This window comes from Paenibacillus baimaensis (genome assembly GCF_025567575.1).
Genome location: NZ_JAOQIO010000089.1, coordinates 92,205 through 105,372 on the forward strand (window position 1 = coordinate 92,205; position 13,168 = coordinate 105,372).

At 41.8% G+C, this 13,168-nt stretch carries 11 protein-coding genes; 4 read left to right on the top strand and 7 right to left on the bottom strand.

Features of this window, described 5'->3' with window-relative positions:
• The first annotated feature begins 60 nt into the window (after positions 1-60).
• The 4 genes from OB236_RS22975 to OB236_RS22990 all read left to right on the top strand — a co-directional run bounded on the left by OB236_RS22975 (position 61) and on the right by OB236_RS22990 (position 4,675).
• Complete coding sequence (locus OB236_RS22975; protein WP_262686065.1) at positions 61-1,050, top strand: SIR2 family protein; 990 nt, start codon at positions 61-63, stop codon at positions 1,048-1,050.
• 18 nt (positions 1,051-1,068) lie between these two features.
• Positions 1,069-2,769, top strand: a complete 1,701-nt coding sequence (locus OB236_RS22980; protein ID WP_262686066.1) for an ATP-binding protein — start codon at positions 1,069-1,071, stop codon at positions 2,767-2,769.
• A 322-nt stretch (positions 2,770-3,091) separates the two neighbouring features.
• On the top strand, positions 3,092-3,430 hold the full coding sequence (locus OB236_RS22985) for a hypothetical protein (RefSeq protein ID WP_262686067.1): 339 nt from the start codon (positions 3,092-3,094) through the stop codon (positions 3,428-3,430).
• 42 nt (positions 3,431-3,472) lie between these two features.
• Positions 3,473-4,675 (top strand): hypothetical protein, encoded by a 1,203-nt coding sequence (locus OB236_RS22990; protein ID WP_262686068.1) that lies wholly within the window; start codon positions 3,473-3,475, stop codon positions 4,673-4,675.
• A 445-nt stretch (positions 4,676-5,120) separates the two neighbouring features.
• On the opposite strand, the gene OB236_RS22995 is transcribed toward OB236_RS22990, so the two are convergent.
• The 7 genes from OB236_RS22995 to OB236_RS23025 all read right to left on the bottom strand — a co-directional run bounded on the left by OB236_RS22995 (position 5,121) and on the right by OB236_RS23025 (position 13,077).
• Positions 5,121-6,134, bottom strand: coding sequence for an extracellular solute-binding protein (locus tag OB236_RS22995; protein WP_262686069.1), 1,014 nt, complete (start codon positions 6,132-6,134; stop codon positions 5,121-5,123).
• Between the two features lie 104 nt (positions 6,135-6,238).
• A complete protein-coding gene (locus OB236_RS23000; protein ID WP_262686070.1) occupies positions 6,239-7,321 on the bottom strand; it encodes an ABC transporter ATP-binding protein in 1,083 nt (360 codons plus the stop codon).
• Positions 7,322-7,339: 18 nt separating this feature from the next.
• Positions 7,340-8,998: an ABC transporter permease gene (locus tag OB236_RS23005; protein WP_262686071.1), complete on the bottom strand. Its 1,659-nt coding sequence runs from the start codon at positions 8,996-8,998 to the stop codon at positions 7,340-7,342.
• Between the two features lie 84 nt (positions 8,999-9,082).
• Positions 9,083-10,117: an ABC transporter substrate-binding protein gene (locus tag OB236_RS23010; RefSeq protein WP_179097620.1), complete on the bottom strand. Its 1,035-nt coding sequence runs from the start codon at positions 10,115-10,117 to the stop codon at positions 9,083-9,085.
• Between the two features lie 24 nt (positions 10,118-10,141).
• A complete protein-coding gene (locus OB236_RS23015; RefSeq protein ID WP_262686072.1) occupies positions 10,142-10,927 on the bottom strand; it encodes a DUF3919 family protein in 786 nt (261 codons plus the stop codon).
• A gap of 62 nt (positions 10,928-10,989) precedes the next feature.
• Positions 10,990-12,405, bottom strand: a complete 1,416-nt coding sequence (locus OB236_RS23020; protein WP_262686073.1) for a HAMP domain-containing sensor histidine kinase — start codon at positions 12,403-12,405, stop codon at positions 10,990-10,992.
• 3 nt (positions 12,406-12,408) lie between these two features.
• Positions 12,409-13,077, bottom strand: a complete 669-nt coding sequence (locus OB236_RS23025; RefSeq protein WP_262686074.1) for a response regulator transcription factor — start codon at positions 13,075-13,077, stop codon at positions 12,409-12,411.
• Positions 13,078-13,168: the final 91 nt, after the last annotated feature.

Genomic DNA, 13,168 nt, shown 5'->3' on the forward strand with positions numbered 1-13,168 from the left:
ATTAAATTGGAATAACGTTACATTATTACTAATTCAAACGTAATGAAGGATGGTATTAAGATGGATCAAGGAGATGTTTTTAAGATTATTCAAAAATATACACAAGATGTTCCTTTAATATTAATTGGTACTGGAGGTACCATCCCTTATGGAATTCCCGGAATGTCACTATTATCAGAACATTTAATTGCTCAAGTCGGCACGAAATATAATTCTGATAAGGTTTGGTCCCTATTTCAAGAACGTTTAATGGATGGTAAGGATCTGGAGACTGCATTAACGGGTTTGAATTTGTCTGAACAGATCATGTACGATATTACACGAAGTACATGGGAATTAATCTCTCAATATGATCTGAAATTGTTTTATAAAATGTTAAAAAACGAAGTTATTTTGACATTAGGGAAATTATTAAAGGCTATGTGTGTACCTCATCCAATGCAAGTCAATGTAATTACTACAAATTATGATCGAGTTATTGAATATTCTTGCGACCAATTCAATATATCAATTAATACACTTTGCGACGGTCGTTATATGAGGCTGATTGATACTGAATTAGTTAAACGGAACTATAAAGTTAATTTATTGAAAGTCCATGGATCTTTAGATTGGTTTGAACATGAGAATGGTAATGTATACTCTTTACCATTGCAGAATAATATTCCTGAACAAATGCATCCTAAAATTATTCCACCTGGTTCTGAAAAGTATCGATCAATTGCGCAACCACCTTGTAGAGATGTGATACATATTGCTGATAATTTCATAGCAAAGGCCGAGAGCTTTTTATGCATCGGTTATGGCTTCAACGATGAGCAAATTCAAACTAACATAATCAGCGCAATTCGCAAGGGTAAGCCTATAGTGGTGGTAACAAAAAAATTATCAGACACTGCACTCACAATGATTTCTAAAAATGCTGTTAAATATGTGGTCATACAAGAAAGTAATACATCTGGCTACACGGATTTCTTAATGAAAGATGCCAGGCATACAGAGAAAGGCGAATTTTGGAAAATAGAAGATTTTTATAATATCCTATATTAATTTTAAGGGGGGATCTAAATGGCTATTTTGAATTTTCCTGATGCTCAATCAGTTGGAAAAGTACAAAGTGTGGATACTTCCTCTGTGGTAGTGAAGGTCAATAGAAGTGATATGCTTTCAAAATTACAAGTTAATCATCTTGTAGCTATTCGTGCATCTAAACGTGGTCAGCATCTTATTGGTCTAGTTGTTAAGATTATGCGAAAATTTGATGAGGAAATAGAACCAAATAATGACGAAGATTCTCGTTCTAACGATATCGTCAAAATAACTTTAATCGGAACGTTTTTTGATAAAATTGGACTAAGTACTAACCAATTCAAGCGTACTTTAGAGTCAGTACCAGAAATTGATGCTGACTGTTTTATCATGGATGATGTAACTCTGACTAATTTTATGGGGGTAATATCTCAAAGTAACGCAGATGCTAAAAATCCTTTGTTCATTGGTACTTATACAATCAATGAGAATGCGAAAGCTTGGTTAGATGGTAATAAGTTATTTCAACGCCATGCCGTCATTGTCGGTAGTACTGGCTCAGGAAAGTCGTATACTGTTGCCTCTTTAGTTGAACAGATTGCGCAGCTAGATTCGGCAAATGCAATTCTGTTTGATATTCATGGTGAATATGAACCAATTAAAGGAAAAGGAATCAAACATTATAAAATTGCTGGGCCTGCAGACAATGTTAAAGATAACAGCATGTTTTTGCCATATTGGCTACTCACTTACGATGAAATGTTATCATTGATGCTTGATCGTAGTGATAACAACGCTCCTAATCAGGCAATGATTTTTAGTAGAACAGTTTTACAAGAAAAGGAAGTGTTCTTAAAAGATAATGATAAATTGTCTTTACTAGAAAATCTAACTATAGATAGTCCGGTTCCATATAAGATTAGTGAACTTATTAAAAATTTAGAAGATTTAGATACAAAGATGGTACCTGGGGCAGCTGGTAAAGAAAAACAAGGAGAGTTCCATGGTAAGTTGTCCAGATTCATACAAAGACTTTCTGCAAAAATAGAAGATAAACGTTTAAATTTTATGTTTTCGCAAGAACCAGCCTTGCTACAATATGATTTTATGAATTCACTTTGTAAGGAATTGATGGCACCCGCCTCTCAGGGAGGAGGAGTTAAAATTATTAACTTCTCAGAAGTACCTTCTGATGTTTTACCACTAATGGTGTCTTTGATAGCAAGGATTGTATTCTCAATTCAACAATGGATAGACAAAGATAAAATTCATCCTATTGCTTTATTTTGTGATGAAGCTCATCTCTATATCCCTGCTAATGTACAACAAGGGGTTGAAGCCTCTAGTTTATTAAGTTTTGAACGAATTGCAAAGGAAGGAAGAAAATATGGGGTCGGCTTAGTAGTTATTACCCAGAGACCATCTGAGGTTAATCGTACAGTACTTAGTCAAAGTAGTAATTTTATCGCTATGCGTTTAACGAATGCAGATGATCAAAGTGTTGTAAAAAAACTCCTTCCAGATAGTTTAGGGAACTTTGCGGAATTACTGCCAATTCTGGATATCGGAGAAGCATTAATCGTAGGAGATGCTAGTTTACTGCCAAGTAGAGTTAAAATAGCTGAACCTAAACAGCGACCCAATAGTGCTACAGTTAAATTTTGGGACAAATGGTCAGAGGGTGTGGTTCCTGATGTAATATCTATTGCTGTAGAATCATTACGTAAACAGTCCAAGTAGCTAAAACTTGGCTCAACAGAGGATTCAAGATAATGGCTTGTAAACCTTGAATAGTATTGAACGATCACAATATTTCCTACTCATATATAGATTCTGAATGTTTATTACATGTCATTGAGTTGAGATTATAAGGAACTAATCACTCTTTTCGAGAACGCCAATAAAAGGTTTCTCCTATATAGAACAAGAAAAATTAATCATCAGTAGTGTAGCTGAACGAACTTATGCGGAACGTTAATGATTTATCTTCAAGAGGAACTAAAGGGAACTGCTTATTCAAAGATATTATGTAGATGTCGAATATAACAGAAGCAATGGAAAAGTGAAGACTATCATAAATGAACACATTGAAGTGATACCAATTAATTGCTACATAAGAATTTATAGTAGAGGCAAGGGCATTTATCAAGATAATTTGATTGCTTTAGAAATGGAAAAATCGCTAAATAGAGAATCAGAAAATATTAAGGACAAGAACAGGCTAATCGCCTTAACTAAAGATAAGCTTGATGATGTCTGGTCATTAAGTCTTCCTGAACATGTATGTAGATACGGATTAGGAGTTTATTATGAAATCGCAGCGAAGAGGAAAGAATATATGGGGTATTATATAAAAGGAAAGTTAACATATACAAAAATGCTTGCTTTTGATCAAATCTAAGAGCACTTAACTTCAATTTATTTCAAAGAGGTGGTAGAGGATTTGAAAGATACAGAGTATATGTTAAAAGGATTAAGTGGAGGAGAATTACAGCGGCTTGCATTTGAGCTATTACCAAGAATTAATCATGAATTGGAAGGGCTTATTCATAGCGGAGCAGTTGAAGGTACCCACAAAACCAGAAAGGGTACACCCGATATGTGGAAGGAATCTGACGAAGGTTATCTTGTTTATGTTCAAGTGACGACTGATTCCAAATACGGGAAAGTGTATGAGGATCTTTCAAAAAGCGTCGAGCGACTTTTGGAAGAACACAGAGCAGAAGGTGCACTTTGTATAGCATTTGTAAGTACCGAACCTCAGTCTAGTGAAGTACTTCGATGTCAAACGTTATGCCAACAGAATGGCTGCCGATTTGAAATTTTTCATAATAGTAAAATTGCAAAAGCGTTGGATCAAGTGTTTAACCACGATTTACGAAAATATTTTTTAAATATAACACCGGAAATTAAAAAAAGTGAGAAAGCGGTTTTGATTACTCCAGTACAGAAGAGTGAGCCATCTTCAGATCCCCGAGTTTTTATTGGAATAGGAGTGATTCTGAGCGTCATTACAATGGTAATCTATTTAAGAAATCAGCCTCTTATATTCTGGACAGGAACTTCAATTTTTGTTGTAATGGTTATTAATTCCATATATCGAATATACACCCTTAAAAAGAAAAATGTATTCCACACATTAGATTCGAAATATAAGAGAGCACTTTGGACTCCTGTATTTAGTTGGGTAGGAGCTGTGGGGGCTATGAGCATTACAAAATTCCCCATTTACAGTTCTGCACAAATTGAATTGGTTAAAGAGGAAATAATACAGAATGGAATGCACGGCATTGTACCGCGTATTATTGAGATGTCCTTTCAGAATCCGATGGATTTGGTTTTTCTTTTAGGACAAGCACTATCTTTGTGGTTACTTGCTTTTTTATCTTTGCTCCTACTTACATTTGAAGTATTTCATACCACACATCTTATTCTGAACAAACGTAAACATTCAAAGAGTGTTGTGTTAAAACTCCTTGGTTGGATTAATAAACGAACTTCATTCTCGCAGTCTTTGATTTTCTTGAATTGCTATTTAATCGTAGTGAGTATTTTATTCGGAAGTGGTCTTTTTGCAATTTTTATTCAGTATTTTCAAAGTTCGACATCATCAGTTTTGAATCAAGCGATGTCATTGATTAAATGATTCGAAGTTCAATATTTATTATCAGAGGAGTTTCTATATGTTTAACTTAGTGGCCACACTTTTTCTTTTCTGAATACTTTGGTGTACTAGAACATAAAAACTTAAAACTTAAAAAGCTTTGTCCCAGAAAGTACTTCTCCTCTGTTCCCTTAACGTACATAAACCCTCTCACCACTCGTAGAGAAGAGGTCGTTGCTAGTAACTTTCAAATAATTTTGGTAGGATTTCTGGTAGGGAATGAGACATTAGACTTCCCGCGGCACATTGACAATGAAACACCTTCAATTTCAGAAAATCGCTCAAACCCTTGCCACACAAGACTTTACGCCTTAGTTTTCCTTTATGCTCAACCTCTAAAAAACCACCAAAATCCCCGAACCCACGCCCCATTGGCTGGGTTCCTTTTTTTACATGCCAAATTAACAAATCCACCTTCTTTCACCCCTCACTCCTTCACAGCTCGCCACCTCGTCAACAACTGCTCACGACGCTGAGCGGCAACATCAAACCGATACGTAACCAACAGATTCTCCAGCTTCACATGAGAGAGTAGAGGATGAACCGGAATGTCGGGAAGTACAGGGAGCGAGAAGGCGGCATTCATGTAATCGGTTTGTGCTTCCTTGGACAGGACGAAATCGACGAGCTTTTTGGCTGCTGTGGTATTGTTCCCGCTTTTCAGGATGGACACAGCTCCGATCTCCCAACCGGCCTGGGGCGGAATAAAGGAGTGGATATCATAGCCTGAATTCGTAAAGCGAAGCTGATCACCCAGAAAGCATACGACTGCGGCGACATCGCCTACGGCAAGCCGTTGGGCCGAAGTAATTCCGGCGAATGTGGTCGATGAGCTTTGCTTTTTCAAAGCTTGCATCAATTGAATGGCCGCATCTTCTCCACGCTGCTGTGCAAGAGAGGCCAACAGCGTATAGCCGGTGCCGGAGGTTTCAGGGTCCGGAATTTCGATTTTGCCTTTTAATTCAGGCAGGAGTAAATCCTCATAACGCTGCGGCAGTGGTAAGGAGGCGAGCTTCGGATCGCGCTGCCATATTTGTTGATTCACACCGATCGCAAGCGCTCCCATATACATGCCCGTCCAATAGCCTTCTTTATTTTTATACTGCAGCGGGATGTTATCGCTCTTCGGGGAGAAGTAGCTTACGGATTTGCCGCTGTTTCTTAATTGCTCATGGAGGTCAGCTGGTCCACCCAGCACGACATCAATTCCGCTTTTGTTCATGGTCAGCAGATGATAGCTGGCTTCCCCGCTGGACATGCGAATGATTTCGTACGCTTGCTCGGTCTGCTTTTTGAACTTTTCCAACAGGATCCGGCCTTCATCCTCCTGAAAAATAACATAAACCTTGAGCGGCTGGTTATTGGGGCTGCCCGAGTACAACGTATAGATAATGATCACGCTTGCCAGCAGCATCAAGAATACAATGCCTTTTTTCCACATCCCAACCGCCTCCTCCACATACACAGGCAAAAAAGGAAAACGGTTGTTTTCCTTTCATAGCTCTTATTTCAATCTCTTATTTCTATCTTTTATTTTAATCTATTTCAATTGCTGATTTTAATCAAATGAATTTTATTGGCTGAGGCATGTATTTTTACGATTCCCTGATAAGAGGTCTGACCAATGTCATACACATCGACAATCCACTCTTTACCGTCATCGCCAGCAAGGAAATACCGCTCCTTTTCACCGAGAAACATGGAATAGGTGACTACGACTCCATCCATAATAAATTCTCCTGCATCGGGTCCGTTGATACGCATCGACTCCGGTCGGATACTTAATAGAACATTCTCTCCAACCGTAAGCTGCTCATTGGTTTGAACGGTAACGGTATCATTTTTTTTGCCGTATTTGACAGTCGCCTGATCGCCTTCGAGTTGCAAAACGACCGCATCGACAAAATTTGTCGTTCCAATAAAATCGGCTACATATTGGGTGCGAGGCTTGTAATAGATTTCATGAGGGGTGCCGTACTGATCGATCGCCCCTTTATTAAAGACAACGATATGATCCGACATCGATAAGGCTTCTACCTGATCATGGGTCACGTAGATGACCGTTAAGCCCAGATCGAGCTGAATATTTCTCAATTCGACCCGTACCTCTTCACGCAGCTTGGCGTCCAAATTACTGAGCGGCTCATCCAGCAAAATAATCGGAGAGTCCATGACGAGTGCGCGGGCCATAGCCACACGCTGCTGCTGTCCACCGGACATCTGATGCGGGTAGCGTTCCTCCAGTCCGGTCAGCTTTACTTTGGCTAATGCGGATTTTACCCGATCCTGGATTTCACCTTCAGGGCGCTTTTGAACATCCAAGCCGTAAGCTACATTATCAAACACAGTCATATGAGGAAACAGCGCGTATTCCTGGAATACCATGGGGGTTCCTCGTTTATAAGGAGGCAAATCGTTCATCAGCTTGCCATCGATCCAGATTTCCCCTTCATCGACCGTATAGAAGCCCGCGATCGAACGCAGCAGGGTTGTTTTTCCGCAGCCGCTCGGACCCAGGAAAGTAATGAATTTGCCACGTTCAATCTGCAAGTTAATATTTTTCAAAACGTGATTGACGCCGAACACTTTATTCACGTTTTTGAGATCAAGTAATATTTCTGTACCCATTATTCCCACTCCCAGCCTCTAGAAATCAAATATCTTCACTTTAGAACGGAAAATCAATTTAATGATACCAAGCGTACCCAATGTTGCGCCCATCAGTCCCACAGCAACTGCGGCAGCCCAATAATAGGTGCCTGTCTCTGCATAGTTGAAAATGGATACTGCCGCAACAACCCATTGAGGTGTGATTAAAAAGACAATGGTACTTAAGGTGTTCATATTTTTCATAAACGCATAAACGAAATTCGCGACGATCGTTTTTTGCAGCATCGGAAATACGATTGTTGTTAATGTTTTGCGGCTGTCAGCGCCAAGATTCATCGAGGCTTCTTCAATGGATTTATCCACCTGCTTGAAGGAAGCACTGAGACCACGATAACCAACAGGCATCTGCTTGAGCAGCATCGCTACGATAATTAAGACAGCAGAACCTTGCAAAATAATGGGTCCGGAGCTGAAGGCTACGATCAATGCGAGTCCTACGAAGGTACCTGGTAAAGCGATAGGCAGTACAGCCGTGAAATCCAGCAATTTTTTGCCTGGGAAAGGCTTGCGTACTACGACATACGCTAATACGAGCCCAAACGCTACAGCAAGAAGGGAGCTGATTAAGGAGAGCACCAAGCTGTTAAGCACCGCAGGACTGGAAGTGCTGAACACAACCTTCATCATATGATCGAGCGTGAACGTATTGTCTCGGCCAAAGTTTTTCGTGAAAGCGAACAAGATAGTAATGGCAAACATCGCAATAATGAAAATGGACATCAACGTATTAAACGAAAAGAGCATGATATCGGTTTTTTTGGAGGTGGTCACCCGATTCAGGCCGGAAACAGGTTTGCCTGTAATGGTCGAATAGGAGCCTTTAGACAACAGTTTGTTTTGAATAACGAAAACAAGCAGGGCTGGAATGACCAAGATGATCCCCATAACCGAAGCGAGTCCAGGTTGGTTATTAATGATTTCACCATAAATTTCAACAGCCAGTAGGGTATAGTTGCCTCCAATCAGCTTCGGATTACCAAAATCGGCAAAACAGTTAATGGCTACAAGCAAGAAGGCATTGATAACACCCGGAAGCGCAAGCTTAAAGGTAATCGAGCGAAACAGCTTAAAGCCCCGAGCGCCCAGGTTTTGTGCAGCAACCTCCAGGTTCGGTGAAATCGAACGTAGGACGCCGGTTATTGTCATATACGCAAGCGGGAAATAGGAGATGGTTTGAACAATCCATAGTCCAGGTAACCCGTATAAGTCCAGCTCAACATTAAACCATAATTTCAAATATTGGGACACCATGCCGCCTCTGCCGAACAACAGCAGAAAAGCCAAGCCACTCATGACCGAAGGAGCCAAAAGAGGTAAGAAGGCAATAAAGCGGAAAAACTTTTTACCTTTGATGTTGCTGTAGTTAATCGCATACGCATAAATGAAACCGAATATGGTTGCTGTGATCGCAGATAGCGAGGAGCTAACTATTGTATTCATAAGTGCTGTGCCGTAACGGCCTTTGCTAAAAAAAGTGATCCAGTCTTCGCCACTAGGGATAAAAACGACAAACACGAGTGGATAGACAACAAATAAAAGTAGAATGATAAAGCTGATCAATACAAGCATGAGTGAAGAGGGATCCCTGACGAGCCGGCCGATCGACTCCCCGATGCCTTTTTTTTCTTTCATCATAGGGGGAGAGCTACCACCTTTCTGAATCTTCCAATGGAGACATAGCAAGACATTGACCGTCCTGCTATGCCGCAATGGTTCAACTTATTTCAAATCCTTTAATGCATCCTGCAATACTTTTCTTTGCTCGGCTGCCGTCCATAGGCTGTACGATTTATTGTATTTGGTCGTTTTGATATCGACGCCGCCTGGTGGAACTGGAACGCCCGGCTTCACGGAGACGGAATAGGCAGATTCTGTGTAAATTTTGCCTGGTTCAGCAGTTAACATATAATCCATCAGCTTTTTGGCTGCTGCCGTGTTAGGGCCATTTTTGACAATAGCTAATCCGCCTACTTCATAGCCAGCTGCTTCCGGTACGATGCTAATAATCGGATTGCCTTGATTTTTCACTTTGATTTGGTCGCCCAGGAACGTAATACCGATGGTATATTCGCCTTTACCGGCCTTTTGAATCGGTTCGATACCGGATTTAGGTCTTTCCTTCAGGTTAGGCAGCAATTGAGTCATGTATTTCAGCATTTCATCCTTGCCCCATACTTGAGCGAGCGAGGCAACAGCTGTGTAGGAAGTACCGGAAGTAGCCGGATCGGACATCCCGATCTCGCCTTTATACTTAGGATCTAACAAATCTTTAAAGGTTTCCGGATAAGCAGCTGTTCCGTATTTTTCTTTCCAACGTTGAGTATTAATGCCGATTGCAATTGGATTTAAATAAAATCCAGTCCATGCGCCTTCTTTATCCTTCATGTTATCTGGAATATCCGAAGCATTCGGAGAGATGTAGTTCTCCAATGCGCCAGCTTTTTTCAATACCTCATGGGAATCTGCGGGACCACCCATCAGGAAGTCAGCTTGCGGCTTACCCATTTCATTTTGTACTCTTGAAACCGCTTCACCACTTGGCAAACGTAAAATGTCATAGTCAATGCCGGTATCCGCTTTAAACTTATCCATGATTTTGCGTGCTTCTTCCTCTTGGAAAATCGAATATACGGTTACTTTGCCTTGAGCCTTGCCGCCAAACACGCCGGATTTGTACATAAAGAACCCCGCTATAAGCACAATTACAATTACTGATAAAACTATGACAGGTGTATTATTTTTCTTTCTAGCCATGCCATCCATCATCCCTTCAAATTGTTATGAGGCATCGTTCAATTTGAAATAGGCTCTTTGGTTGGTCTCATCCAACAGGTCGAATACCACAATGTAAGCGTTATTGTATCGGTCCAGATGTAGCCAATGCTGCTTGGACTTGGAGTCATCTGTGAGCCGTACAACATAGTGGGCGTCAGGCCGCTCTGCCAGGTAATCAAAATGGCTGAAGTCGATGACGCGGATAGCCGAACGCATTTTGGCGGTAAGCGCTTCCCGTTCAACACTTGTTAGCAGGGTAAGCTCACCTTGCTGCAAAGAGAACACATCGTTACGGGCATCGTCCATAGCGGCTCCAATAGTATCTGAAGTCAGCGTTTTATCGATGAGCGTACTTTGCAGCTTGCGAATTTCGGCACTGACATTGAGTGAATTGACTGATTCATCACCGAAACGAAAGGCGTTGGTCTCGACTTGAAAAGGAATGTCCTCCTGATCCAGATATGCCATTGAGCCTGTAAGCAGCAGTCGTGGAGATTTAGCTGGATTTTGCTGCTTGCCTATGGTCAATAGTCCTGAGAACGTATTGGATAATTTCAGAAGCTCCTTCGGGTCATCAATCGAGATGGTACCAAGGCCTGGGTAGGTGATATTGACGCGCATGGGAACTCCGGCTACCTTGTCGCGGTCATCCTGCTGAGGCGGAACGATGCGAACTTCATCCACAGGGATGCGAAAGGTATAGGCACACACGGCTATCAATATGCAGCCAACAACAACCTGTAGTAAAATGAGGCGAAACCATGAAAGCCCTTTCTTTTCCTCTGGCATTTACTTTACGCTCCTTTTATCTCAAAAAAATTGTAGGTTTGTATCAATTTTGTAACAACCTTTCACCAGAAAAGTCCCTTATTAAATTGCAGCTGTACTTCAGTTCCGACACCTGTCCGGCTGTTTATCACGATATTGCCGCCCTGCAGCTCCATTAATTGTTTGCACAACGGCAAGCCGAGCCCATGAGATTGAGCCGATATAATGCGGTCCTGCTTATGCTCAGACGGCACAAATAAGGTGAGCCTGTCCTGCTCGGAGATTCCTTTGCCGTTATCAACAATGCGAACACAGCCTTGTCCCTCATAATCCTCCAGCAAAATATCCAGATGTGTGCATTCGCTATGCTTAATCGCATTGTCAATCACATTGAATAGCACTTGCTGGGTACGTTCCGGATCCAGATACACATCGCATGGCGATATATGCAGGGTTGTCGTAATGGATGACTTGTGCAGGGTTGGCTCCAGAATTCGCAGACTGTCGGTGATCACAGTTGCCAGATCCATGAACTGCAGCTTCACTCGCCATGCCTCTTCACCTTTGAGTGAGGTTTGCAGCAGTTCCTCGACCATGTTCAATAGTCGGCCGCTTTCCTTGCGGATGTACACATTGCAATTGCGGATATCGTCCTTCTGATCCATGTGTGCGATCAAATCGGAGAAGCCGATGATGGAGGTAAGTGGTGTTTTCAATTCGTGGGTCATATTGTCGTAAAACGTTTTTTGCTTACTTTGCTCGTAATGCAGCATTTCGATATGGTGCTGTAAGGAATCGGACATGTGGTTAAAGTCTTTAGCCAGCTCCCTGACTTCATCCTTGCTGTTCACGACAATTTTTTTGCTGAAATCACCGACAGATACAAGCTTGAGCGCTTGCTTCAAATCATGCAGCGGCTTCATCAGGATGGAAAAGAAGGAGTAGCTTGCCAGTAACGATAAGAGCAGGCATCCCAAGGCTACGCCAATAAACCAATACCTCATTTCATCAAGCGTTTGGACATGCTGATTCAGATCAAGCAAGTACCGAAATCCGCCGACAATTTTACCCTCATACATAAATGGGGCCGAATAAATTAAATACTGCGTATCATCGGATTCCGTAATCACGGTAGCCTTTTGCCCTGTCAAAGCGGTCTCAATATCATCACGTTTAAGTAAATTTTCTTTGTCGCCGCTATTGCCGACGATCGTCTCGTCCAAAGCAAACAGCTGAACCTGAAAGTTGCTGTTAGCAGCCAAATGTGAAGCAATAAGCGGCGCATAGGTTCCGGAGAACAGCTGCTCGATGCTGATTCTTTTATCATTGACAATTTTTAACGCTTCGATGCGGTGCAAGGTGTTGTATTGGCTCAAGGTGCGGATATCGCGTTCAATCATGCTTTTGCTAATTGTATAATTTACGATAAAATACATGGCGGTAAGCAGCATAATAATGGTCACGGTATGTTGGAGAAACAGCTTATTTCGCAGTCCCATGGCCTATACCTCCAGCTTGTAGCCGGTACCGTGTACAGTTGCGACTAAATGGTCATAGGGCTTCATCTTTTCCCGCAGCCGATTCACCATCATATCGACGGAGCGTGTCTGTCCATAAAATTCAAAGCCCCATACCTGATCAAGAATTTGCTCACGCGTAAATACGGCTTTGGGATGGCTGCATAACAGCCACATAAAATCAAACTCCTTGCTGGTCGTTTTGATGAGGGTGCCGCCGACCTTTAAAGAACGCTCCCGCTTGTCGATCTCGATCTTGTCTACCTGGATAGTTTCAGGTGTTGAGCTCGTGGTGTTCATTCGCCGGATAACCGCCCGGATGCGTACAATCAGCTCCCTCGTTTCAAAGGGCTTTGTTAAATAGTCGTCTGCTCCCAGCTGAAAGCCGAGTATTTTATCGTTCATCTCATTTTTGGCACTGAGTACAATAACGGGAATCGTTTTGTAGTGCTGCTGGAGCGTTTGGAGGAGTTCAAAGCCGGAGCGATCAGGCAGCATCAGATCGAGCAGGATCAGATCCGTGTGTTGAGCCGCCAATGTGTCCATGCCAGCTGCCGCCGATCCGGCCACCATCGTTTGAAAGCCTTCAACCTCAAGACTGAGCTTGAGCAGCATTTGAATACTGGGATCGTCCTCGATAATTAATATATTCATAGTTAAACACCTTCCAAACCTCTTAGTATGAAAATACAGCAAGCGTCGATTCCAAGCATAGGGTAAAGCTGGGTTATCTACCGAAGTACGG